The 23540-nt window shown below is 48.5% G+C and carries 22 protein-coding genes and 1 pseudogene; 5 read left to right on the forward strand and 18 right to left on the reverse strand.

Translation table 11 applies throughout. The features are described 5' to 3' along the window. Positions 1-82: 82 nt before the first annotated feature. The 4 genes from ACHZBS_RS00005 to ACHZBS_RS00020 form a co-directional block, all read right to left on the reverse strand. Complete coding sequence (locus tag ACHZBS_RS00005; protein WP_319404488.1) at positions 83-859, reverse strand: serine aminopeptidase domain-containing protein; 777 nt, start codon at positions 857-859, stop codon at positions 83-85. 642 nt (positions 860-1501) lie between these two features. Further along, positions 1502-2686, reverse strand: coding sequence for a metallophosphoesterase (locus ACHZBS_RS00010; RefSeq protein ID WP_319404489.1), 1185 nt, complete (start codon positions 2684-2686; stop codon positions 1502-1504). 173 nt (positions 2687-2859) lie between these two features. Then, a complete protein-coding gene (locus tag ACHZBS_RS00015; protein WP_319404490.1) occupies positions 2860-3420 on the reverse strand; it encodes a flavodoxin domain-containing protein in 561 nt (186 codons plus the stop codon). Between the two features lie 458 nt (positions 3421-3878). Next, positions 3879-4649 (reverse strand): hypothetical protein, encoded by a 771-nt coding sequence (locus ACHZBS_RS00020; protein ID WP_319404491.1) that lies wholly within the window; start codon positions 4647-4649, stop codon positions 3879-3881. 206 nt (positions 4650-4855) lie between these two features. On the opposite strand from ACHZBS_RS00020, the gene ACHZBS_RS00025 reads away from it, so the two are divergent. Next, positions 4856-5776 (forward strand): DMT family transporter, encoded by a 921-nt coding sequence (locus tag ACHZBS_RS00025; RefSeq protein WP_319404492.1) that lies wholly within the window; start codon positions 4856-4858, stop codon positions 5774-5776. Here the strand turns inward: ACHZBS_RS00025 and ACHZBS_RS00030 are convergent. From ACHZBS_RS00030 to ACHZBS_RS00055, 6 genes are all read right to left on the reverse strand, one after another. After that, entirely contained in the window at positions 5741-6556 is an 816-nt protein-coding gene (locus tag ACHZBS_RS00030) for an AraC family transcriptional regulator (RefSeq protein ID WP_319404493.1), read from the reverse strand. The genes ACHZBS_RS00025 and ACHZBS_RS00030 overlap by 36 nt on opposite strands. A 93-nt stretch (positions 6557-6649) precedes the next feature. Beyond that, positions 6650-7819: an aminotransferase class III-fold pyridoxal phosphate-dependent enzyme gene (locus ACHZBS_RS00035; RefSeq protein WP_319404494.1), complete on the reverse strand. Its 1170-nt coding sequence runs from the start codon at positions 7817-7819 to the stop codon at positions 6650-6652. An 82-nt stretch (positions 7820-7901) separates the two neighbouring features. After that, entirely contained in the window at positions 7902-8384 is a 483-nt protein-coding gene (locus tag ACHZBS_RS00040; RefSeq protein ID WP_394707954.1) for a hypothetical protein, read from the reverse strand. Continuing rightward, positions 8375-9232: an IS3 family transposase gene (locus tag ACHZBS_RS00045; protein WP_319409048.1), complete on the reverse strand. Its 858-nt coding sequence runs from the start codon at positions 9230-9232 to the stop codon at positions 8375-8377. The genes ACHZBS_RS00040 and ACHZBS_RS00045 overlap by 10 nt, the downstream gene beginning before the upstream one ends. Then, positions 9229-9534, reverse strand: a complete 306-nt coding sequence (locus ACHZBS_RS00050) for a transposase (protein ID WP_319404496.1) — start codon at positions 9532-9534, stop codon at positions 9229-9231. Before ACHZBS_RS00050 ends, ACHZBS_RS00045 begins: the two co-directional genes overlap by 4 nt. A 726-nt stretch (positions 9535-10260) precedes the next feature. Beyond that, a protein-coding gene (locus tag ACHZBS_RS00055; RefSeq protein ID WP_319405970.1) for an IS3 family transposase occupies positions 10261-11396 on the reverse strand; the annotation gives its coding sequence in 2 pieces (ribosomal slippage) (positions 10261-11117 and positions 11117-11396; 1137 coding nt in all). 44 nt (positions 11397-11440) lie between these two features. On the opposite strand from ACHZBS_RS00055, the gene ACHZBS_RS00060 reads away from it, so the two are divergent. Continuing rightward, the gene (locus tag ACHZBS_RS00060) at positions 11441-11953 is read left to right on the forward strand and encodes a GGDEF domain-containing protein (protein WP_319404497.1); all 513 of its coding nucleotides are present in this window, start codon (positions 11441-11443) and stop codon (positions 11951-11953) included. Positions 11954-12052: 99 nt separating this feature from the next. Here the strand turns inward: ACHZBS_RS00060 and ACHZBS_RS00065 are convergent, their stop codons facing one another. Next, positions 12053-12295, reverse strand: a complete 243-nt coding sequence (locus tag ACHZBS_RS00065; protein ID WP_394707955.1) for a hypothetical protein — start codon at positions 12293-12295, stop codon at positions 12053-12055. Positions 12296-12488: 193 nt separating this feature from the next. On the opposite strand from ACHZBS_RS00065, the gene tnpC reads away from it, so the two are divergent. Further along, a complete protein-coding gene (gene tnpC, locus ACHZBS_RS00070; protein ID WP_319404498.1) occupies positions 12489-13880 on the forward strand; it encodes an IS66 family transposase in 1392 nt (463 codons plus the stop codon). Between the two features lie 271 nt (positions 13881-14151). Here the strand turns inward: tnpC and ACHZBS_RS00075 are convergent, their stop codons facing one another. Beyond that, positions 14152-14586 carry a helix-turn-helix domain-containing protein gene (locus ACHZBS_RS00075; RefSeq protein ID WP_319404499.1) on the reverse strand — a complete coding sequence of 145 codons (435 nt, stop codon included), beginning with the start codon at positions 14584-14586 and terminating at the stop codon, positions 14152-14154. 596 nt (positions 14587-15182) lie between these two features. Continuing rightward, a complete protein-coding gene (locus ACHZBS_RS00080; RefSeq protein ID WP_319404500.1) occupies positions 15183-15797 on the reverse strand; it encodes a LysE family translocator in 615 nt (204 codons plus the stop codon). 257 nt (positions 15798-16054) lie between these two features. On the opposite strand from ACHZBS_RS00080, the pseudogene ACHZBS_RS00085 reads away from it, so the two are divergent. Then, positions 16055-16306, forward strand: a pseudogene (locus ACHZBS_RS00085) (transposase); the annotation flags it as partial. A 239-nt stretch (positions 16307-16545) separates the two neighbouring features. Here ACHZBS_RS00085 and ACHZBS_RS00090 read toward each other — a convergent pair. Beyond that, a complete protein-coding gene (locus ACHZBS_RS00090; protein ID WP_319404501.1) occupies positions 16546-17793 on the reverse strand; it encodes a glycosyltransferase family 4 protein in 1248 nt (415 codons plus the stop codon). After that, entirely contained in the window at positions 17790-18620 is an 831-nt protein-coding gene (locus ACHZBS_RS00095) for a hypothetical protein (protein WP_319404502.1), read from the reverse strand. The genes ACHZBS_RS00090 and ACHZBS_RS00095 overlap by 4 nt, the downstream gene beginning before the upstream one ends. A gap of 303 nt (positions 18621-18923) precedes the next feature. Here ACHZBS_RS00095 and ACHZBS_RS00100 point away from each other — a divergent pair, with 303 nt between their 5' ends. Then, positions 18924-19259: a hypothetical protein gene (locus ACHZBS_RS00100; RefSeq protein WP_319404503.1), complete on the forward strand. Its 336-nt coding sequence runs from the start codon at positions 18924-18926 to the stop codon at positions 19257-19259. Positions 19260-19314: 55 nt separating this feature from the next. Here the strand turns inward: ACHZBS_RS00100 and ACHZBS_RS00105 are convergent, their stop codons facing one another. Genes ACHZBS_RS00105 through ACHZBS_RS00115 form a run of 3 tightly spaced genes read right to left on the reverse strand, consistent with a single transcriptional unit; the run spans position 19315 to position 23523 of the window. Continuing rightward, positions 19315-20853, reverse strand: coding sequence for an SDR family oxidoreductase (locus ACHZBS_RS00105; RefSeq protein ID WP_319404504.1), 1539 nt, complete (start codon positions 20851-20853; stop codon positions 19315-19317). Next, positions 20850-23075, reverse strand: coding sequence for a PEP/pyruvate-binding domain-containing protein (locus ACHZBS_RS00110; protein ID WP_319404505.1), 2226 nt, complete (start codon positions 23073-23075; stop codon positions 20850-20852). The genes ACHZBS_RS00105 and ACHZBS_RS00110 overlap by 4 nt, the downstream gene beginning before the upstream one ends. After that, entirely contained in the window at positions 23053-23523 is a 471-nt protein-coding gene (locus ACHZBS_RS00115) for a pyridoxamine 5'-phosphate oxidase family protein (RefSeq protein WP_319404506.1), read from the reverse strand. The genes ACHZBS_RS00110 and ACHZBS_RS00115 overlap by 23 nt, the downstream gene beginning before the upstream one ends. Between the last annotated feature and the right edge of the window lie 17 nt (positions 23524-23540).

The following is a 23540-nucleotide window of genomic DNA, read 5'->3' on the forward strand; positions in this document are numbered from 1 at the left end:
TCATACGTCCCCGACTCCATATAGGTTGATCAAAGCAGATACCATCTAAAAAGTTAACAATTAGGAGGCGACCCTGTTGTCTTCAATCACCCAACAGATGGTTTCCGAGCCAGTCGGCAATGGTTGATAGCACTTGTTCAGGCAACTGGTTGGTATGCTGCAACAATTTTGCGTAGCCGCTCCTGTTTCCATTTGGATCTTCAAGAAATAGATGATTATGATTTCTGAAAATGACGACCGTCACGTCTTCATTTCCGCTTGTGCGCATCGTTTTTGCCAATAAATCCGCGTGGTCGACCGGGACCTGGGCATCCTTGTCCCCGTGAAGTATCAATGCCGGGCAGGAGACATGTTCGGCTGTCGGCAGCGGCATATACTCAATGAATGATCTGAACCAAAGCCCGCCTTCTCCTCTGGCAAGTGCGCGCCTCAGTCCACGCATCGATTTTGCAAACTCTTGCTCTTTCTCGGTTTCGGACAAATCAGATCGTTCGTCAATCTTGCGCCTTTGCTGGTATTCAATGATCTTATAGCCGTTTGTAGCCGTTGCGGCCATCATGACCACAGCCCGGATGGACGGGTCGGAGGCGGCAATCAAAGGCGCAATGTTCGCGCCTTCGCTAAGACCCAGCAATGCGATCCATTCTCCATCGATTTCTTTTCTATTCTTGAGGTATGCGACCCCTGCCCTGCTATCATCCGCCCTTTCCTGAATTGTCACATTTTCTAATGCATTACCTCCTGAACATCCGGTTCCCTGGTCATCCATGCGCAGGACAGCAATACCTTCCATGGATATTGCGTCTGCTATCTGGCGGAAAGGTCGATACAGACTCATCGGCTTATGTCTGTCCTGCATGTGATCGCGTTCCTGGGGACTTGAACCTGTTATTAAAAGGACTGCCGGGCAGGAAGAAGCATCAACAGACGGTAACGTGAGGGTTCCCGCTAAAGCGTACCCTTTTGAAGTTGGGATCCGTACTTCTTCAGCAATGTAAGGGGCGCCAGGTTCCGATTCGTAGTGTTCAGGCGGGTAACAGGGGATTTTTTTATCGCATCCTGTCGCTATGATAAAGATTAGAAAGCATAGTACAAAAAACTTGTCATGTCTCATTACAGATCTCCGATACCTTATCCAACTGGTTTTAAGATCTGAAAAAATTATATTAGTGACTTTCCCAGCTAAATTCCCCCGGAACGCTTACATAGTTTTTTATGATTTAATGAAATGTCCCGCAGCCCCTTTCCATTGGCGGTGAGATTGCTTCATTACCAAAGATCTCGTAGCAAGTTTCGATGTTATTCGGAGTTGAAATCTTTGCAGCAGTCATGAAGGTATATCCAAATACAAGGAAGAAGGATGGTTGTTTATAAATTGATGGACGTCCCGCCTGTCCCCGCACCCTATTCGTGTTAGATTTCCAGGGAGTCATATGCCTCCAGCTTTGCCGGCAGTATATTACTGGCGCCCCTACTATCCGCTGGATTCACATGACTCCCGCTATTCGGTTCGCAGAACGTAGGCCGCGATTTCCGCCGTAGATCCAAGCCGGGACGGCGGCCCCCAGCACCCGACGCCGGAGTTGACGTAGATCGACGTGGACCGAAACCGGTGCATGCCGGACACAAAAGGCTGGGCGATTGCCATCATGATCTGGCCCGGAAAAAACTGCCCGCCGTGGGTGTGCCCGGAAAACTGAAAGTCGAAGCCCGCCTCGGCGGCCTCAAATACGCTTTTGGGTTGGTGGGCCATCAGAATCCGGACATCGGCAGGGGCCGCATCCCGGATCGCTGCGGCGGGACTGGAGGCATGTCCGGGAAAATTATTTCCCTCCGAGTAATCGGTGACGCCTCCAAGCAAAACGGTTCCGGCACCTCGAGTCAGCAACCGGTGGCTGTTGAGCAGCACGTGAAATCCGAGATGTTCCAGGTGTGAAATCCAGTTTTCGACCCCCTGGGCCGCCATGTAATATTCGTGGTTGCCGGTAACGAAATAGCGGCCGAAGGGTGCCGAAAGGTCCGCTAGTGGTCGGACAATGCCGGCCATTCGTTTGACCGGACCGTCAGCGAGGTCCCCGGTAATGGCGACCACATGCGGGACCAGGGAGTTGGCGATGCGAACGATGGCCTCCACCCAGTCCCGGCTGGTAAAGGGATCGGCGTGAATGTCCGTCAGATGAACAATGCGAAAGCCGTCAAGATCCTTCGGCAGCCCCTTGACGGGTACCGGGATGACCCTGGCCACCGGCAATTCTGCGGCATGCAGACTCGCGCTTCGGGCCAGGCCGGCGGAAAGAAGAATGAGCCCCCCCTGGACGGCTTGGTTGATAAATTGCCGGCGAGCAGGGTCTGCCTCAGAGGCGTCCGACTTTGTGAAGAATTTGAATTTGCGGAGGAGAAAGAGGAAAACGGCGACAATGCTCTCATATACGCTTAAAAGGAAAAGGAACATAAAAACAAAGACCAGGCCCGTCCATCCGGCACCCGCGAGACCGGCCCACAGTTCCCCGCCGGTCCTTGCGGAGTATGCGGCAAGTAATACGACCAAACTGCCGGAAAAAGCGGCGAACAGCACCCAGAAGAAAATGATGCGGATTTTTAGCTGAAGTTGGTTTTCCTGCCTAATGGGATAAGCTTTTTCCAGTGGTCCTCTCAAGTGTGTCAGGAAATTGAATGGATTTAGCATTTCGCTATTTCAGATTATCTCGCGGTAGGAACGCCGGTTATCCAGCACCTCCCGCACAAACCCGGACGTGCGGTTTTCCCGCATCCGGTTCTTCGGTTGTCCCTGCCTCCCCCCGGATTGTCCTGTGAGAAGTCGCTGGTTATAATTTTTTCTGCTATTCATACACTTACAGTTCAACTTTTCTCATCTTCAATGGACGCAGACAGAGCTCCAATAATCCCTTTTGTTCGGTTCACGACATTGGTTAAATCCGCATCGTTCGGGCGGCCTAAAATATTACCAAGTCGCCCTTGAGTATTCATATGGGTCTCCTTGTGGAATTGACCAACGATATGCCATTGATCCAGAACCGCATATCCAAGATGTTCTAAAAACGAGCTAAGCCACATAGTCATGGGAAGTGCCTCGTTTTTACCAATATGCGGTCCAGCATATGTACAGAAACATATGCCATACTTTCCGGGTATTATGGGAGAGGATGGTACGATTTTCCCGTGGTCGCTATATGATTGGAGCTTCTTTTTCAAAAATTCCATCATCCGTTTTGTTGGCAACCAGTCGATGACAGGTGATCCCAAAAAAACCAGATCGTAATCAAAAATTTCAATATCAACCTCAGGTGTAAATTTTACTAGGTCAACGATACTGATTGCATCTCTAAGCGTATCGAATATGTGCTGGGCTGCTTTTTCAGTATTTCCGCCGATAGAATCATATAAAATTACGCTTTTCATTATTCAGCCCTTTTTGAAATTGAAGAGTAGTTAATGTATCGATAGTTTCATTGATGAGGGCCATCCGAGCTCCTGCTACATCCCTGCTTATGAGCACACAATTCTGCTATTTGTATAATTTGTAAGGAACGTCTCCGAATCCCACAGGATATCGATAATTTGTCAAATGTTGAGACCTGACCCTTTTGCCATTTTGACAAAATGGAGATGGTTACCATCGCCAAGTTCTCTGCACTCAGAGTTAAAAATATTGCTTTGAAAAGGCATAACGCTATATCCTGAATGCCTAAAATTTCACGGTTACTGCAGCCCAACGGGATTTTCTCAGGCGCCCGCTGTTTGGCGTCCTGTGCAAAAAAATTATGTCATTTCTTATCTTACCAACAAATGGTATCCGTACCTAAATAAGTCCTGAGCTATTTACCACTATATAAACAATAGCCACTTGCAACGTGCATTTATTGGCTAATCCCTAAAATTTCAAAAAAATTCCAGTAACGATTAAGGACAGGAAGAACGGCTTTTATAATAAACCAATATGTCGATACTGTAAGTGAAATAACAATGCCAATTGTGAAAACTGATTTTATTCTATTTAACCCGTCGTGTTCGATGAGCATCCGAAACCATCTGCGAGTCCATAGGAATATAATAAAAACGAAAATTATTAACATTGGAATCGAAACATAATTCCGTGTTCTCGAAATAATAAAAGGAAAATAGAGCATAATAAGAATAAAAAGAGAGAATGCATATGTTCCAAGTACATATCCAGCGATTGAGAGATTTGTGTCGAATGAAATTTCCCCCCCTAAAACTTGGCATATCAGCCATTGTAAAGCTGCCACTAAAACAATCGTGATCAAGATTGGTGAAATCGCGAGAAGAAATTTAGCAGGATTACCTGACATGATTCCATCAGCCAGGATAAGCATTGTAGCTTCAAATAAAGAGTCGGGTGATTTTGGGTTCCCAAAGGACATGATAAAGATACCAGAAAGATTTAGTATCCAAGAAAATACTGCGAATGTAAAGGGGCCGATTATAATAGCAGCTGAAGACGTATCTGATTCACTCGAAAAAGGAAATCTTCTTCGAATTAACAAATACCGATAGAGTGTGTAGAACATTCGTAAACAAAAAAATATTGCGCCGCGTAAAAGTGATTCGACTGCACGCGCGATTTCGAGAGGGGGACGAATCAGGACTTCTTTATCGGTATTTTCCATTCCATCGCTATCCAATCTCTGATAGATTTCCGGACGTCATAAACAACAAAAAGAGAACGCCGCTAATCAGCCGCGCGGCTTTTTGCGTCGGCTGAATTAGCATGGTTATATATTTTTATAAATTTAAGAGTTTTTTTGCAATATCCTACAAGACGTAATTCGGATATTGCGATACTTTCATGGAAATTTTTCCTATGGAGTGAGCTATGCAACGCAATGGCGATATAAAAGCCTATATATTTCTTTCATTTTCCGTCCTTTTCTGGGGTACCTCTTATGTTGGAACCAAAATTGCGCTAACAAATTTCCCGCCCCTAACCCTTGCTTTTTTACGTTTTTTTATTGCTTCAATCGTTTTTTTGGCCTTTCTAACCCTTCGGGGATGGCCAAAGTTGCCGGATAATTTTCATAAAAAAATGATGCTAATTTCGTTATTTCTGCCCGGTCTTTACTTCATTTGTGAAAATTACGGGGTTAAGTATACCACTGCAACAAAAGCATCATTAATCGCGGCGACTATTCCTGTGGCTGTGCTGTTACTTTCCATCTTTTTTCTCAAAGAGCGGATTTCAGTTAAACGCATTTTAAGTTTATTCCTTTCTCTTGTTGGCGTAACTTTGTTAATTTGCATTGAACAAGACCAATCCACTCTTTTTTCCGTTTCAAAAGGAGATGTTCTAATGTTAGGAGCTGTTTTTGCAGCAGCTGGATATATGATTTTAGCTCGACATTTCAGCAATGAAATTGATCCAGTACTGATTACGGCATTCCAAATGCTTTATGGCGCACTGTTTTTTTTCCCTTTTTTTCTTCTTCAAGTCACTGAAGTGCATTGGGTAGCTGTGGAGTCTTCATCCTGGATAGCCTTATTCGTATTGGCGATGTTCTCATCCGTTGGTGCTTTTGTTACCTACAATTCTGCACTGTGCTATATTCCAGCAAGCAGGGCATCTATTTTTATAAATATTGTTCCCTTTATTACCATTTTTGCGGCATGGTGGCTGTTAGATGAGAGGCTGCGTATAATACAGTTCGCTGGTGGCATGATTGTCATTTTCGCTGCATATTTGGCTCAAATTAGCGGGAAAGACTCAATGCAGATAGCGTCCAGGAGTCACTCCGATTAGCCGTTTAAAGCGTCTTGTAAAATGACTTTGATCTGTAAATCCCAATGATAATGCAACTTCAGCCAGCGATAATCCTTTATCCAGCAACCGCTGAGCTTCACTAATTCGTAAGCATTCAAAAAAAGCATATGGAGACATCCCAGTAACACGATTAAATTCCCGTATTAAACGGAATTGATCGATGCCCAGGTTTTCAGCAACTTCTTTCAGGTTTGGTTTTACCAAGAGATTGGCAAGAATGTATTCCTTCGCTCTTCCTATTACCCAATTTTCAGGACAAGCTGGATATTTCTTGCCCTTATGATGAGCATATCGGTCTAAAAGAAGTGACATAAACTGGATCGCAACGCATTCCTTCTCAAGCACGGAGTTTTTTAAATTTATGGGATCATGTAGCTGGTTAAATAATCGAAGTAATTGATGATCATCCACTCTAACCTGTCTCAGAACAGATTGCTCTTTCAGGTGAATTTCGAGGGAATCCGCGATCTGTTCAACCTGTGAACAACTAAAGTACACTGCACGCCAGCGAAATCCATCCTTGTCTGCTGGTTTTCCGGTATGATCGTCGCCTGGATTTAAAAGAATCATTCCATTAGGAGGCGTAAAGTATTCTTCTTTTTTGTGACAAAAGAGTTGCTTTCCTTCTGTAATGGCGCCTACGACATAGTAGTCATGAGCATGTTTTGGAAAAATGTGACTATAGAAGAAGGCATCACAAAACTTGAGGTTTGTTGCCTTATCTTTCCAAATTCGAACTTTGTCGACAGCTGCTTTCACTTGGCCTCACGATTCCCTTTAAACCATTCTGAACAGATATAACGCTGCTTTTCAGCGGCCGCGCGCTTTTTGCGCTCCGCTGAAAAAGCTTGGTTATCTGAATAATTTGACATGTGATATCGTTTCTCTTAATACTTCAATGAACCCATCAATTTCAGTTTTTGTAATTGTAAGCGGTGGATCAATCCTGAGCGATGAACCTCGATTCCCCACTATATATCCCTTTTTAATTAGTTCGCTGTAAATGGAATTTGTTAGGCCTTCGTTCTTGATATCAACAGCAAACATCAAACCTCTTCCACGAACTTCAAGAATAATTTCTTTATCAACAATTGATTCAAGATGTTTTTGAAGTAATGCGCCGTTTTTCTGCGCTTCCGATATCAAATCGTTATTTTCAATATACTGAATAACCCCTTTTACTATCGAGGCTCCCAAAGGATCATTTTGATGGGATTGAGAATAATGAAACGGTTTCAGTTCCAACTGCCTTGCCGTATATTCGTTGATAAGAGCGATACTCACAGGATATCCGTTTCCAACTCCTTTCCCAACAGCTATAAAATCGGGATTAATGTCATAATGTTGATATCCAAACCACTTGCCAGTCCGTCCGATACCGGTTGTTACTTCGTTAGCAACGATTTTTCCATTATTGTCTCGAACAATCTTAACGATATTCTTTATCATCGCCTTTGGTGGGAACCTCACAAAACCAGAGGAACTGCCTGGTTCAAAAATAAACTCAGACACGTATTTTGGTATTTTTTTAAGCACCTCACATGACAAATCGCATTTATCTTTATCAGAGCATATTTTGCATTGCTCCCAATTTAATAAATGCCAATTTCTGGATTTGTCGGTTATTGAAGAGTATGCGCCAAGATATGAATCATGGAGTGTCAACGAAACGCTTTCCGCAGTTAGATGTTTGGCCATCTGACTTGATATCTCAATTGCTTCGCTACCAGAACAAAGAAACACACTTTTTCCATGATTAAATCCAGCAGCCTTAAGGATTGATTGTGCCGATTCTTCAAGTATTTCATTTGAATAGCAAAAGCCAGCATGCATCAATGAATTTATTTGGTTCTTGATTATCCCGTTGATCCCCTCAATATTGTGTCCTATAGATGTACACCAAACTCCTGACTCTAAATCCATGTAGCTTTTACCTTGTTTGTCATATAGGTAAAGGCCTTCACTTTTCACAATATTTGGAATTTTGAGTTCGTGACCAGTACAAAAGAATACATGTTCCATCTCTTATTATCTTCCTCTCAATATTCACATAACGTTGCGCTTAACCGGGCGCGGCTTTTTGCGCTCCGAGTTAAAGCGTGTGTTAGCTTGTCCATTTTGCCGGTAAATAGCTGTTATTAATAATTTCTGATTTAGTATTAGTATTCCCTGAGTCTGGGTAATCTTGCCACGCTGAGTTAAATGATGACTGTGTTATTATTGCATGTAAACGAATAGCGTGAAGGTAATTTTCCCACTTCTCATATGTTGGGTTTCTATGGAGCTCCATTATTGATTTCCTGGCTATCATCCAGCCATCTAATTCCCCACTAAACAATTTGAGCAAATAGATATGTCTCGCGGTAGCCTTTTTACCACCATAAATAGATCCGCCGACCTTATTCCAACGCGGTTTTTTACCTTTTGCCTTACGATGAGCTTCAATAAGAAGACCCTCTGTGCTTACGATTGCTTCATGACCTGCCTTTATAAGTTCACCATACTGACTCTCCATCTCATCCTTTGACAAATCAAATCTAATGTTAAACTGAATTTTCCCCAAAAAAGTAGACACGGTTAAAAGCAAACTGCTGATTTCATGACCCGTTCAAATTGATCGGGGGTTTTGTAACCCAATGTCGAATGTTTGCGTTTTCGATTGTAAAAGACCTCGATGTACTCGAATATTGCCTTCAGGGTGTCCTGAGGGCCCTTGAAACGCTCGTGGTGGATCAGCTCCGATTTGATGATGCCGAAAAAGGATTCGGCCACGGCATTGTCCCAGCAGTCACCTTTTCGGCTCATGCTCTGGATGAAACGATGCTTTTTAAGAACCTTTCGAAAATCCTTGCAGGCATACTGAACGCCGCGATCCGAGTGAATGATCAGCCCGGAACCGGGGCGACGGTTGCGGATGCCGCGGGCAAGGGCCGTTATAACCATTTCAGCGCTCAACGAACTGCTCAGCGCCCATCCGACCACCCTTCGAGAGAACAAGTCGATAAAGACCGTCAGGTAAAGCCAACCGCGCGCTGTGGCGACGTACGTGATGTCCGACACCCACACCTTGTCCGGCCCATCGGTCGTAAAATCGCGCTGCAAAAGGTTATCCGCGACCGGATGGGAATGCTTCGAATCGGTGGTCGCCCGATACTTGCGCCGGACGATCGAGCGCAGACCGGCGGCTTTCATCCTGCGGGCAACCCTGTTTTTACTGACAGGAAAACCCATATCATTGAGTTCATCCGTGATCTTCGGGCTGCCATAACGCCTTTTAGATTTCATGAAAATCGCCTTGATATGGGCATCCAGACGCCTGTTCTCGATCGTCCGGCGGCTTTCTGGACGACCGCGCCAACGGTAATAGCCACTACGAGACACCGAAAGGACTCGGCACATCTCCTCAACACTCCACTGAGTGCGGTGTTCGTCTATGAATCCGAATACCTGTGCGGATCCTCCGAGAAGATGGCCACGGCTTTTTTTAAGATATCACGCTCCCTGCGAAGCCGTTCATTTTCACGCTTGAGACGCTGCATGGCATCGTCATCGGGTTTAAGGCGGCCTTTGCCGGGAAAGGCCTGGTCGCCGTCTTTAAATAACTCGCGTTTCCAGCGGCTGATAATCCCCTGGCTGATGCCAAGATCGCGTTCTATTCCGGCCTGCGTGTTACCCGGTTCCGACGCCAGTCGTACAGCTTCAATTTTGAATTCTTGGTCGATGTGTCTTTTTCCCATGGTGGAACACCTCCTGTAGCCTCATACAACTTGGCTGTTCGGTGTGTCCACTCTTTTGGGGAGAGTCAGGAGCAGGGCTATTACAAACGGCATAATCACCCATACAGCCTCGTTGAAAAAGATAAGTGGTGCGCAACTTAACATTAAAATTGAAAACAAAAAGAACGATACATTCATTCTATTTGCGATTAAAACTTGCTTTAATCTCATGAATTAGAGCCAATTCAATCTGTGATTTTTTATAAACACACAACATAGTTTATTCATCGGAATACGATGAATAAACGGGTTGTTTGAAATCAAGTTTACGCGTGTCAGTTTGAAAACCGTCGGTTTTTTGGACAGCTGGCTCTTTTCCCTACCATATCCCTCTGATAAATCAAGAAAATTAAACCCTTTCCTTTTTTGTCTGGCTTTTTTTGGCAACGCCGTTAAAATTTAAAACAGACGGATTTTATGCCGATTTTGGTGCTCATCCGTATTTACGGATAATTTTTCAACACGACAAGGAGGTGAAAATGATTCAGGAATTCAAAGCGTATTTATCGTCCAGGAAAGTAGTCTCAAAAAAAAATTCATTTTTTGGCCAAGTGGGTAGACCAACTATATCAATATTATAAAAAACCCCCCGAATCCGGTTTGACCCGGAGGTGGACCCCATCGGCTGGACAGCCTGAGGGGTAGAATAAGCTATGAGCCGAGAGCTTTTTAAAAGATAAAAAGGCATCAGGCAGCCTCGGCGAAAGGATGGGGCAGACCGTAATAAACCTCATCCGGGGTTCTGTCGTCAAGAGCCGAATGGCCCCGTTCGTGATTGTAATAATCGAGCCACCGGCCCAGACCCTGCCGCAGCGCCTTACCGGTGTCGAATGCGTGCAAGTAAATGTATTGGTGTTTGAGGGTCCACCACAGCCGCTCGACGAATATATTGTCCTGGCAACGACCCCGACCATCCATACTGATGGCGACCTTGTTATCGATGAGAACCTTGGTGAACGCGTTGCTGGTAAATTGAGCCCCTTGGTCGGTATTGAAGATTTCCGGTGGCTCATAGCGGCTCAACGCCTCTTTAAGGGCATCGATACAAAAGGCGCTGTCCAGGGTGTTGGATATCCGCCAGGCGAGCACCTTGCGGCTGTGCCAGTCCATGATCGCCACCAGATACATGTACCCACTGGCCATGGGGATGAAAGTGATGTCGCTGGCCCAAACCTGATTGGTGCGACTGATGGTCATACCCCTTAGCAGATAAGGATATACCTTATGCTGGGGATGGGGGCGGCTGGTCCGCGGTTTGGGATACACCGCCTCGATACCCATTAATCGCATCAGCCGCTGAACCCGTTTGCGATTGGCTGTTATGCCCTGACGATCCAGCTGGCGGCTGATCGTTCGGCTGCCCGAGGATGGATTGGTAAGATACAGTTCGTCGATCTTGCGCATCAGTTCCAGCTCTTCTTGGCTTATGGGTATGGGTTGGTAGTAATAGGATGACCGGCTAAGATCGATTAGTTCACACTGCCGGGAAACGCTCAGCTGCCGATCCAACGGATCGATCATGGATTTACGCTGTTTGCGATTCAGCTGCTGAGCTTGCGTGCTAAAAAATCGTTTTCCACCTTGAGTTGACCGATCTGGCGGTACAGTTCGGCGGTTTGGGCATCGGCCTGTTTTCTGGATCGGTGGCTTTTATCGAAGATATCGGCTGCACCGTCGAGCATCTGCCGCTTCCAGGTGGAAATCATGGTGGGGTGAACACCGAATCGACTGGCCAACTGTGCTGCGGTTTCTTCGTTCTGAATGGCAGCCAGAGCGACCTTGGCTTTGAACTGTGGACTGTGTGATTTGCGCTTGTTACCCATCGTCAGATCCTCCTCATTTTTGGTCTGACTCATAGCTTAGCACATTGTCCAGTTTTTGGGGTCCACCGCCTCTTTCACTTCGTGATCCTTTGACTGGTATAGGTAATAGGCGTCAGTTTGATTTGGATATCCAGCAAGAGATATTACGATCAAAGCGATTAAATAGCGGCGTTGGTTTGATATTTTTTGATTTAGACGGATTTAAAGAGATCAATGATAAATACGGTCATAAAGAAGGTGATAATGTTCTTATCAAATTTGCACAAAAACTCTCTAGTTTTTCAAGAAAAGGAACAGATTATTGCTATCGATTTGGGGGTGACGAGTTCGCTGTTTTATTAACAAATATAGACGATGATGAAACCATTAATATTTCCAACAAAATTGAAGATCGTCTCGAAAGAATCGTTTATAGCAAATTACCCAATGGTGTGTCTGCATCTAAAGGGGTTGTTTTTTTAAATAAAGATGAAACTCATCATCAGTTTTTAATAAGAGCAGATGCTGCAATGTACAAAGCCAAACGCGCAAAATGTTCTATTGCAGAGAAATTATAACCAATCGCTGTGTAACCTTTCACGAGGTGTGGTCTTTTACCCGGCTTGAAACCGCGCAAATGATTACAAATGGCCCTTCAAATTCATATTTATCGGGGCTCAAATTGAATGAAACAATTTCTCCGCGATGTTGAGTTTTAAGTTGAATTCGGTCATCAGTTCCTTAACATCCGTTTCGGACACACCTAAACGTCCGAAAATTTCATCATATACCCTGTACGCCAGACAATCTGCGCCGACTCCAGCATGCGCCATCCTTGAAACAGTATCGACGACGTAAATTCCCATGCGAGTTGACAGTATGCTTAACCGGAATTTAATCGCTGATCCGTTGAGTGCCATTCTCCAAAAACCATAAAACGATCAATTCGTTGCACTATTGAAATGATTTTTCGTAAGCATTCACGGGGTACTTTGAGGATCCAACTGGTCTCGCAACCCCCCGAAATCAAAGCACAAAAAATAGATCATAACTAACCGAAATAATACAAAATAAATCTAGATTTTTCTTTTTGACTATGGTAGAGTGCTTTTCATGGCACTCAAAAGACCCTTTTCGGAACTCGATTGGCAACTGACACCAGAGCCGGTGCGACAGTATATCATGGCTCTGGAACGGATGCTTTTCGATATGGAACAGCGGATTGTAGCCCACGAAAAGCGGCTGGAGAAGCTTGAGGTTCGGTCCAGCAAAAATTCTCATAACTCCAGTAAGCCGCCGTCATCCGATCCGCCCTTTAGCAGGCAAAAGAGAAAACAGAAAAAGAGTACACGTGCAAAAGGCGGTCAGAAAGGCCACAAGCCGCATCAGCGGCAGATGCTGGATCCGACCGAGAGCCATTGGTTGATGCCGACGCGCTGCGCATGCGGGCATGCGCAGTTCGATCCGCAAAAGATGCAGCCGTTTTATGCGCATCAGCATATCGAGCTACCCGAAATCGAAATGCAAATCAGCCACTATATTCTCCAGCAATGTGACTGTCCCAACTGCGGCAGGACGGTCAAGGCCGCGCTACCTTCTGACGTATCCACCGGTTATGGGCCGCGCTTTACCGCGCTTATCGGAGAATTGAGTGGGATCAAGGCCATGAGCCGCAACGACGTCAAGCAGTTGTGTGAGTCGGTTCTGGGCATCGGGATTGCCACCGGAACCATCCAGAAGCTTGTCGACCGCACGTCAAATGCGCTATTGCCGGCCTACGAACGCATCGGCCGGGTCGCCCGACGCTTTTGGTGCAACTACATCGACGAAACTTCCTGGTTTAAGGAAAACGACCTGCACTGGTTGTGGGCCATGGCCAACGAACGGGTGGCGTTTTATCGCATCGACCCGCATCGCTCCAAGGAAGCTTTCGAAAAACTGGTCCGGGATTGGGACGGGATTCTGGTCAGCGATGGTTACGGCCTATATCGAAAATGGGTTAACCGCCAAACCTGCCTGGCCCATCTGATCCGCAAAGCCGATGCCCTGGCGGAACGAAAGAAAACCGATCTTTGCCGCTTCGGAGAAATCGTCGCCGCCTGGCTGAGGCAACTGGTATCGTTTGCCAAAGAACCTCCCGACCCGGAAATGTGGTCGGATTTTTATACGTTCTTTTTGTTTACCGTCTCCGTTTGGGAGAAGGACAAGACCGACGCCGGAAAACTCGCCCGGCAGATTGTTCGCGAAATGGACAGTCTGTGGACCTTTCTCGATCACCATGGCATTGAACCGACCAACAACCGTGCCGAACGGGCACTGCGCTTTGGGGTGCTATGGCGAAAGCGCAGCCTGGGCACCCAAAGCGAAAAGGGAAACCGGTGGGTCGAAAGGATATTATCCCTGAAAGAAACCTGCCGTCTAAATGCAAAACCGACGTTCCCGTTCCTCGTGGAATGTATTACTTCCTATTTTCGAAGGTCGACGCCCAATCTCTCCTGGATTTAATTCAAACTGGAATATCCCGTGAACGCGTACGATTTTTCTTGAATATCGGATCGAATGGAAAAATCTAAAGATGAAATTCATCGACTGGGAGGAAATTTCACACTATAACACCACGAGGTTTACAACCACATTTTTATGGCAAGTTTACACTATTGTTCACTGTAATTTTTACTTCAGCCGGTGACAAGGCAGGTGAAAGTTGGACTATATTTTCAGGCTCAATTACACGGTTTCAAACCACCCGTTAAATGGTTTCAAACCAATTGTCAGGTTACAAAAACGTCCATTTTTCCATTTGATTTCTTAAAATTCCCTCCACCCCCTTTTCGGATAAGGTTTTGTGGACGGTGCTCTGACTGGTGGGAATCAGGAAAAACCGTTTGAGAACGTCGGCGATGCACCGGGCGCCGTACTCCGGATGCGACTTCTTGACGGCGATCGCCCGTTCCCGGATCTCTGGCGTTACGGAAGGCCTGCCGCCCGGCCGAGGCTTCGGCGTCAGCCCTTCGACACCGCCTCGCCGGTAAGCTCGAACCCAGCGCCGGATGGAGTGCTGGCTGATGCCAAACTCCTCGTTGATCAGTGACGCGCTGTAGCCTTCCTCCAGGAAGAGCTTGACGATCCGGAGGCGAAACTCGACCGGGTAGGCCAACGTCCGGGAAGAACGTTTCCTATCCCCTCCGGCTTTCCGTTTTTTCTTTTTCATTGGGTGATCTCTTTTCTGTGTAATTGGTTTTTACACTCAGGAGTGTCACCCCATTTTTTCAATTTCGGTGTGCCATTAACTGACGATTAGGACATATCGTTCAAGGAAACCTGCCGGCTGAAATCGAAAGCCACATCCCCTGCTCTTGTGAATTGCGTGGAATCCTATTTTCAAAATTCTCAACCCGACCTATCCTGGATTTAGATCAACCCGCGGCTACGCCCGTGAACACGTATGATTGTAGAGTGGTTTATTAATTAATATTAGATTTATTATTCTTTATATAAAGTATTAAACAACCCCCAAACAACGATAGTAAGATACCCCAAAGGGAAGATTGATAAGTAATAATTAGATACCCACCAATGAACATACAAATGATGCCAACAATATTAGTAAGTAAAAATACTTTATTAATAAACGGCAAAATTATTAACCCTCAACCTTGTATTTTCATCATATTATTCTTCGCATTATCTGCAGATTAAAGAAAATATCTGCAGATAATTATTTTTTTGCGCTTCATACCATGCTGCTGTGGGTGCGCGGCTGTTTGCGCTTCCCTACCAGCAGATGGTTATGTCTGTATTTTATTTCTATTGCTCTGTCATGGCCAGTTTGACACCAAGGACAGCAAAAATAGCAGCAAACGATTTTTGCAAATAAGTGGAAACTTTTTTAGAGCTCACAATATATTTGCTGACATAATTGGCCGAAAGGCCGTATAAAATAAATACAATCAAAGTCATTGCCATAAATACAGCACTTAGAATTAACATTTGAAACAAGGGTGACGATATGTTTGGAGATACAAAAAGCGGTAAAAAGGCCAAGAAAAATATTGATAGTTTTGGGTTAAGAATATTGATTAAGAACCCTTTTACCACTATTTCCAACAGGCTTTTTTTTGAATCAGGAGAGTTAACTTGTAACAAACCGGTTTCACGCCACATTGACCATGATAGGTACATAAGATAGAAAACACCTGCACATTTAACAACTTGGAAGGCGATAGCGCTCATGTGAAGAATGGCAGATAATCCCAAAACGCTTGCTGTTAAATGAGGAATGATACCCATAGTGCAGCCAAATGCGGCAGCAATGCTCGCACGCCAGCCGATAAAAAGGCCTGTTGAAACCGTATAAATAACACCTGTACCTGGTATTAGAACGACCACCAGTGAAGTAAGGAAAAACTCCGTGCTAAACATTTTCTTTTATCCTTCTATTGTATCCCCGCTATTTCATTCTTTGACACAACATAATTTATTCATCGCAATACGATGAATAAACGGTTGGTTTGAAATCAAGTTTACGCGTGTCTGGTAGAAAAACGCTGGTTTTTTAAACTTGATCCCTTTTTCCCTACCATATCCCTCTGATAAATCAAGAATATTAAATCCTTCACCCTTTTGGTTGACTTTTTTGATAACGACCTAAAAATTCAAAACAGACGGATTTCATGCCGATTGGTGATACGCTGGCTTACTATAACTTCCCAAATGCTCATTGGCAGCGCATCCGCACCAATAACCCCGTTGAGCGTATCCTTCGGGAGATCAGGCGCAGGACCTGAGTGGTTGGTGCTTTCCCCGATGGGAACTCCGCCCTTATGCTGGTAGCTGCCAGGCTTCGCCACATTGCCGGTAAACGCTGGGGAACCCGTCGCCACCTGAACATGGAATTACTCAAGGAATTCGTATTCCTCGTACTTTCTTGAAAATTCAACTATTTTTTCAAGGACATCAAACTATTGAAAAATAAAAAATGAAATAAAGCAGACAATTATAATTATGACAACATCCCGAATTATTTCGGTCTTTTTCAACGAGAATCTCCTTGGGAAATTGTCGTCAGCTTTCCATTATTGGGCATAAATTATTAATTCTTGAGCCATTTATTGATTGATCGAATGCCATCGTATTTATGAATAGGTGTTCTAAACGATGTGAATGGAAATCAGTCGGATCTGATTTTCTGGTCAACAGCATCATGGTATATGGACAATGTGCGTTCAAAAACACGCGACCAGGTATAATCGGAAGCAATTTTTGTGGCTTGGGAATCGTCGATATCCGGAGATTTCTTTACAGTAGAAATCATGTTGAGAATGCTTTTGCACAATGCATTTTCCAATCGAGCCTCATCTTTTTGATACGGTCGGTCAATGGTTTCAAGGGGCGGTAATTGAATCAGGTCGATCGTATCTTTATTTGCTCTTCCAAAGATTTCATTGAAACCTGACAAATTGGTGCTGATGATCCGGCATCCGGAGGCCAAGCCCTCAAAGAGCACGAGGGGCAGTCCTTCAAAAAATGAGGGCAGCACCTGGACATGGGCATTTTTCATCAACTCCGACAATCGGCGGTGGGTAACGAAGCCATGGTTGGTAACCTTGTTGCCCAATTTTTCTGCGAGGTCAATGCATTCGCTAAATTCCGGTCCATTACCACCCCCTGCCATATGAAGGTGCCAGTCATGGTGTTTGATTTTCATCAGGGACCTTAGCAGCCAAGGGACGCCTTTGCTCCGATTCAATTTTCCGGCATACAGAAGTTGAATCGTCCCAGCGGTGCGTCGCGGACCACGGGTAAAAAGGCTGTCATCATAGCCGCCGCCGATCACCGCAATGGCATCTGCAGGGATGTCCAACACCCGTTGGATGTCGGCCTTCTGATCGGCACTCAGGGCGATGATTCTGTCGATACGCCGGCAATAGCGCCGTGCGAACCGTCTCAGATGGGGGCACAGTTCAACTTGTCTCAGATCGGTGCCATGGCAGGTGGTTACCATAGGCAATGATGGGAAGCGTTTTCTGACCAGGGCCGACAGCAGGAAAAGGTGGTTGGTGTGAAGAATATCCGGCCTGAATCGGTTTACCGCTGTTTCCAGCACGCGGGAGAATTCCGCTTTGTAGGCCGTAAGACGTCGTCCTTTCAACTCGCTGAACAGCGAACTGGGATAGGGCATCACATCGGACATCCCGACAACTGCAAAATCGAGCGTTTCCGATTCAAAAAAAACATAATCGGAGTCGACTGAAGGCCGAACTGTCGAGGCGTCCAGGCTGCCTTCAGGCACGCCGGCAATCCGATGGCAGGTGATTCCGTGTTTTCGCGATTCCCGGATCAAAGCCTCGAGATAGATCCCGCTGCCGGTCATTTCCGGACGTTGTCCGAGTACATGCAGTACGCGCAAATCGGTCATCGGCAGTCATGTTCTCCTTTGTGTTTTTTCTTCATCTGCGACGCTGCGGCGGCGTATGCCAGACGCCGGGTTTTGGATTGTCTGCTTTTGCGGGTGGGCCACTGAAAGCCGAAATGACCGCACAACGGGCAAGAAGCCGCCATCTGGTCGGTAAAATCATTGGAGTGATCAGGCAGGTCCGGCCGGCCCAGGCGATAACCGAATGTCCGGTCGATACCGCCGGCGACGGCACACATGTAATACCCGGTGGGCATCAGTCCCAATCCGCACTCTTCAATGATGCGGCAGCCGCAGTGGTAATCTGAAAACCGGTTGTAACGGGTATCCACGGACGCCACGTTGAAGGGCCGGAAGAGGTTTTTTCCCGACGTCTTGAGCGAACTCTTGATGGCGATGGAAGGGGGAAGTTGTTCCAATGCCCGGCGAACCCGGCGGCCATAGAAATTGGTCCCGACGACCAACCGCACCGATGGATCCTGGCCCCTTCCATAGTCCATCAGACGGTCGACGATATCGAAAAATAGGCTGTGAAGGGTAGGTTCGCCCCCCAGAATCCGGATGCGCTTCCAGGGGATCTTCCGAGCGATGAAGGTCTCGATGGTCGGGACGGGCATTTCCAGCTCGCTGGGAGCCTGGGTGCAGGAACGGTTGCAATTGATGCATTTCAGGTTGCATTTGTAGGTGATGTCGATTTCGACATATTCGCGGCTGGGTTGATAGGGGTAACCGAGGCGATGGCAGAACCATGACTGGCAGCGAAGGAATCGGAAAACATCCAACAGAAGGCGTTTCACCGTGATGTTGCGGTGTCGGAGGGGCGGTTTCAATGACAAATCTCCTCATCGCGGCGGGCTGCTTGGGGAAACCTCCTCCGGTCGACGGCATACGACGTCCCGCCCCGCAGGGGATCCAAAATAATAGGCTTAACCTACCATAAGACCCATTTGCCTTTCCCATTGCAAGTTTTCCGCGGGTGAATATCTTCGTCGAGGAGATGACGAATCGGTGATCAGCCTCGGTTCGTAATGGCAATGGAGAGGTCGAATGCATACCCGCTTCAGCAGTGTTGGATGGATCTACAGTATCACAATGTTGGTTTTTTTACTAAAGGAATAAAAAGGAGATAAAAAATGGACAACCGCATCGATAAACTGCTCAAGCATGTGGAAGAAAAATACGGCGGCATCATACAGCGCGGCGCACGCCACTACCTGGAAGTGAACCTTGCTGAACAGGCCCGCAAACTGGGGTTTGCGGATCTGGGGGAAAAGTACAAGACCGCTTGTGCGATCATTCCTCTCAAGGCGCCCCAACGCGGGATGAAAGTCCGCATTGACGGGCGCACCTTCGTCAACTATGTCGAGTATGATTCCGGCATGGCCGTTCCGGGATACCTCGCCAAAGCCTCCGGCCGGACATTCCGGACCTTTGTGCCCAGCGACAGCATGATCTGTAACTTTTTCTGATCCAGACGGTGGCCACGTCGGATATGACCGGCAATGTCACTGATTGGCCCGGTTTTCAAGGCAGTGCGCAGCTGCCGGCAATACGCGGTGTAAAACGTCGCGGTTTTCCGCAGATGGGTTTTTGAGTAGCCCGGACCATGGCTTTGGCCATGCCGAAAAAAATGATCTCGTGCAAGGGGTAAAGACTGTACCAGTATATAATGCCAGCCATCCCCTTGGGGAGAAAACGGGAAAGCAGAGTCAATTGAGTGGTTCCGTCCGGGAACGGATCAATTTCGAAAGTCAGCGTGGCCTCTCCCGGAATCTTCATCTCCGCCAGCAAAACCAACTTTTCCCCCTCTTTCACGTCCAGGACGCGCCAGAAATCAATCACGTCTCCCACGCCGATCTCCTCGGGGTGGCGTCGGCCACGCCGCAGCCCAACCCCCCCGGCCAGGCGATCAAGAAAACCACGCAGCCACCAAAGCGATTGGGCATAGAACCACCCCCGGCTGCCGCCGACACTACGCACGACTTTCCATACGGATTTGGGATCGGCCTTTACCCGTACCCGGTACCCGCAAGTCATCAACGTGCCGCCGGACCAATCCGCATCGCCGCAGGCCGCCCAGGCTGGCGGTAGCAGTTCGCCCGCATCATGCCAGCAGGTGTCCACCTGATGGGTCAATATTTTTTCCAAAGCGATCCGGATAGCCATGCGTAAGGGGGTTCGCTTTATCGGCACCAGATCGAGAATGCGATCTTCCCGACAAACGACGGGGATGGCCAGCCCTTCGGCTAGCGGCTGGGCGATGGAAGCCGGGACCGGAGTGACCAGATGAATCCATTTGGCGCTCAAATACGGAGTGAGTACGGGAACGGAAATCACCATGCGTGGCGGAAGTCCGGCCTCTTCGGCATAGATGCGGATCAAGTCACGATAGGTGACCACATCCGGGCCGCCAATATCCAGGGTTTCACCTGCGGTGTGTTCATTTTCCAGGCAACCCGCGAGATACGTAAGAACATCGCCGATGGCAATAGGTTGGCAGGGCGTGTTGACCCAGCGAGGCGGCGTCATTACGGGAAGACGGTCAACCAGATAGCGAAGCATCTCAAAACTGGCGCTGCCCGAGCCCAGGATCATGGCGGCCCTCAGGTTGGTTACCGGCACCGGCCCGCTGGCAAGAATAATTTCGACTTCGTGCCGGGAGCGCAGGTGAGAGCTGAGCCGCCGGTCATCCCTGTCGCCCAGTCCGCCCAGATAAATGATCCGCTCAAGGCCGCAAGCAGCGGCCACGGCGGCCATGTTTAGCGCCCCTTCCCGATCCGCCTGCGCATATCCCTTTTTATCTGCAATCATCGAGTGAACCAGGTAAAAGGCCGCACGGCACCCTTGGGCGGCACAAACAAATGATTGCACATCCCGTACATCGGCCTGCACCGTTTCGACCTGGGCAAGGCGCGCCCACGGGCGACAATTGAGCTTCTGCAGGGACCGGCCCATGGCACGAATCTGGTATCCGCGGGATGCCAGCAGGGGCACCAAACGTCCGCCCACATATCCTGTCGCGCCGACCACAAGCACGGGACGTTCGGATCGATCCTTGGTCATGGTTTCACCTTGTCGGCGCTGTTGCTTTGGGTCTCTTCCGGACTGAATGTCCCGGGTTCATCGGCAAGCGTAACGATACCCAGATATCCGTCCACCGTAATCTGTTGGCCGGTTCGGATTCGCCGGGTGGCGTCGGCTACACCGGTGACGCATGGCAATCCATACTCCCGGGCGATGATGGCGCCGTGGATCAGCATACCGCCGCGCCGTTCGACGATGCCGGCGACCAGGGGCATAACAAAGGTCATATTGGGATCCACACCGTCGCAGACGATGATTTCACCGCGCTTGAATCGGGCAATGTCCGTGTGCCGGTGAATCACTCGGGCTCGCCCCCGGGCCAGGCCAGGTCCTGCAGGCTGCCCGGTAATTTGTCGATCACGCACGACCGGCGGCCGTGATGCATGTGCTGCGATGATCGTTTCATCCCCGTGATCGAGGCCCAGTTTCGCCATGACATCGGCAAGTTCGGCGCTGCCGGCAGCGATTCGGCGCCGACCTTCATGGGCAGCTGCAATCAACTGGGCCTCGATAGCACCCAATAGAATGTTGTCATCGTCCCTGAGGCGGTAACTGGACCGCCCAAGGGAGAGCAGTTGACGGCAGTCCGCCGCCATGGAAGGCGAACAGGCGTCAAAGAATCGCGACTCCAGATCAAGGGAGGACTCATTTTCTTGGTCATTTTCAGAAGTCTCCGGCAGCTTGGCCATTTCGAGGAGCATGTTGGCCAGCGTACCGGCATCCGGAGCGCAGTCGACGGCACCGGTGACCGTACAGCTCAGATCACCGTAGCGCCGAACGAAACTTTCCAGTGCAGTTCGAAAATCCGCGTCCAGGGCATCCAGGTCATTATCGCCAAGCGCCTGTGCCCGTCGGGGCTGACGGCGAACTCCGGATGCCAGTTCGGACAGCGCCCGGTTTCTTTTGATGCTGATCAGGTTCTGGTTTTTTAACAAGGTCATGAATGCGTATGGGTCATCTGGCGTCATCACCTGATTGTAGACCTGACCAAAAAGGCGCATACCGTGGGCATAGGGAATGAAATCATCCCAGTAGACGGAAGTCCAGTAACGGTTGATCTTCCAACGGCGCTGGATTTCGGCGGCCAACGCGGCGTCGCTCAAGCCCCCAAGCGGCTCGCGCGCCAGTGCCTCCGCTGTCGCCTGCATTTGGGGAATCAGGTTGTCTTCGATTTTTCGTTGAAGCTGCAAGAGGTTGTCCAAACTTCGATGCAGACTCAGGTACCAGGAGCGTTGGTCTCCGTCCGCCGGTTGCGTCAATGCGGTGATGGGCCGGGCTTGAAGCACCACCAGATCGTCGTCGCGAAACGTCCACTCGATGTCCCGTGGGCTGCCTGCCATCCCGGCGATCTTTTCACCGGCCGTCCACAGGATAGCGATGCTGTCCGTGGATAACGGCGCCTGGTGTTTCAGTCGTTCGGGAAGCGGAACCAACTCACCATCGGTGCCGTCCGGCGGCTGCCACTGGGCTCTCGACTCCGGGGAAACGTGGTCGATGACCAGGCCGGTGTCGGCCTCCAGCACCCAGCGATCCGGCGAAATTTTACCATCCACCAAGGGCGGGTTCATCCCGTGGATCGATTCAACCATGGCACGATCCGATCGGGTGGGATCCTGGGTAAAAAGAATACCCGACACGCGACCAGGGATCATCTCCTGGATCAGCACCGCCATGGAGCTGGTAAGGATGTCCAATCCCAATTCCTGACGATACAGCAGGGCCGCGTCTGACCAAAGCGACGCCCACACGAGCCGCAAGTGGCGAATCACCTCGTCCGTCGCGTGCAGGTGGGTGTAGGAAGCATGTAGTCCGGCAAAACTGTGCCCACTGCCGTCCTCGTCCGGTGCCGACGATCGTACCACCGTTGTCGCGTCTTTGAAGGTACGGGAGATGGATTGCTCCAATTCCAACTGCAAGGCTGCCGGCATGGGTGCACGTAAAAACAACAGGCGTATCCGCTGTGAGGCATCCCACACCTCTTCCCAGCGCATCTGGGAAAAGACTTTGCGATTGAGTTCAAGGTTAATTTTCTCCCTGAGCCCCGAATCATCAACGAAATCCTTGTACGCTTGGGTGGTCACGCACAGGGTCCGGGGGATTCGCAGGCCTTGGTCCGAAAGCTGCCGAAGTGCATTGCCCTTGCCCCCAATCAGGTGCCCGCTGCCGGTCGGCACTGTCTCAATGGGTAGAATCCAGTTCATCTTCGATCCGGTATTCGGTGACGTTTTGAAAACGTTCCACCAGGATGTAACGTTCCACCCGAATGGCCACGAACGCACAGCTTGGCGAGTAGGCGAATTCTTTCAGGTACGGGTGTTTGGCCAGGTAGTGATCGCGCACGGACTCCAGCTCCGGCGGAACGATTGTTAAAGCGCGACCAACCGCCGTGACCGCCGCAGCCTGATGAAAATCTTCAGGGCGATTGATGCTGTTATTGACCAGCAGGGCAACCCGGGCGTCTGCCGTGATATTGGCGAATTTACGGGTGGTCCGGGGCGTGACAAAAAAAAGACGTCGATCGTCATCCGAAATTGAAAAGGCCACCAAACTGGCATAGGGGCCCTTCTCACCGGCGGTGGAGAGAACGCCAAGCTGTTGGCCACGTATGAGCTGATGGACGGCATTCCGGGTCAATTCCTCGCGAATCATGTCGGCAAACCTCCTTT

The sequence above is a fragment of the uncultured Desulfosarcina sp. genome (assembly GCF_963664155.2).
In the GTDB taxonomy this organism is placed as follows: Bacteria; Desulfobacterota; Desulfobacteria; order Desulfobacterales; family Desulfosarcinaceae; genus Desulfosarcina.

What these genes read in the sequence shown, in the direction of transcription:
- ACHZBS_RS00005 (WP_319404488.1), bottom strand. Translation starts at nt 859, where the DNA reads ATGCAGGACAGACATAAGCCGATGAGTCTGTATCGACCTTTCCGCCAG.
- ACHZBS_RS00010 (WP_319404489.1), bottom strand. Translation starts at nt 2,686, where the DNA reads ATGCTAAATCCATTCAATTTCCTGACACACTTGAGAGGACCACTGGAA.
- ACHZBS_RS00015 (WP_319404490.1), bottom strand. Translation starts at nt 3,420, where the DNA reads ATGAAAAGCGTAATTTTATATGATTCTATCGGCGGAAATACTGAAAAA.
- ACHZBS_RS00020 (WP_319404491.1), bottom strand. Translation starts at nt 4,649, where the DNA reads ATGGAAAATACCGATAAAGAAGTCCTGATTCGTCCCCCTCTCGAAATC.
- ACHZBS_RS00025 (WP_319404492.1), top strand. Translation starts at nt 4,856, where the DNA reads ATGCAACGCAATGGCGATATAAAAGCCTATATATTTCTTTCATTTTCC.
- ACHZBS_RS00035 (WP_319404494.1), bottom strand. Translation starts at nt 7,819, where the DNA reads ATGGAACATGTATTCTTTTGTACTGGTCACGAACTCAAAATTCCAAAT.
- ACHZBS_RS00050 (WP_319404496.1), bottom strand. Translation starts at nt 9,534, where the DNA reads ATGGGAAAAAGACACATCGACCAAGAATTCAAAATTGAAGCTGTACGA.
- ACHZBS_RS00065 (WP_394707955.1), bottom strand. Translation starts at nt 12,295, where the DNA reads ATGGCACTCAACGGATCAGCGATTAAATTCCGGTTAAGCATACTGTCA.
- tnpC (WP_319404498.1), top strand. Translation starts at nt 12,489, where the DNA reads ATGGCACTCAAAAGACCCTTTTCGGAACTCGATTGGCAACTGACACCA.
- ACHZBS_RS00075 (WP_319404499.1), bottom strand. Translation starts at nt 14,586, where the DNA reads ATGAAAAAGAAAAAACGGAAAGCCGGAGGGGATAGGAAACGTTCTTCC.
- ACHZBS_RS00080 (WP_319404500.1), bottom strand. Translation starts at nt 15,797, where the DNA reads ATGTTTAGCACGGAGTTTTTCCTTACTTCACTGGTGGTCGTTCTAATA.
- ACHZBS_RS00090 (WP_319404501.1), bottom strand. Translation starts at nt 17,793, where the DNA reads ATGACCGATTTGCGCGTACTGCATGTACTCGGACAACGTCCGGAAATG.
- ACHZBS_RS00100 (WP_319404503.1), top strand. Translation starts at nt 18,924, where the DNA reads ATGGACAACCGCATCGATAAACTGCTCAAGCATGTGGAAGAAAAATAC.
- ACHZBS_RS00105 (WP_319404504.1), bottom strand. Translation starts at nt 20,853, where the DNA reads ATGACCAAGGATCGATCCGAACGTCCCGTGCTTGTGGTCGGCGCGACA.
- ACHZBS_RS00110 (WP_319404505.1), bottom strand. Translation starts at nt 23,075, where the DNA reads ATGAACTGGATTCTACCCATTGAGACAGTGCCGACCGGCAGCGGGCAC.
- ACHZBS_RS00115 (WP_319404506.1), bottom strand. Translation starts at nt 23,523, where the DNA reads ATGATTCGCGAGGAATTGACCCGGAATGCCGTCCATCAGCTCATACGT.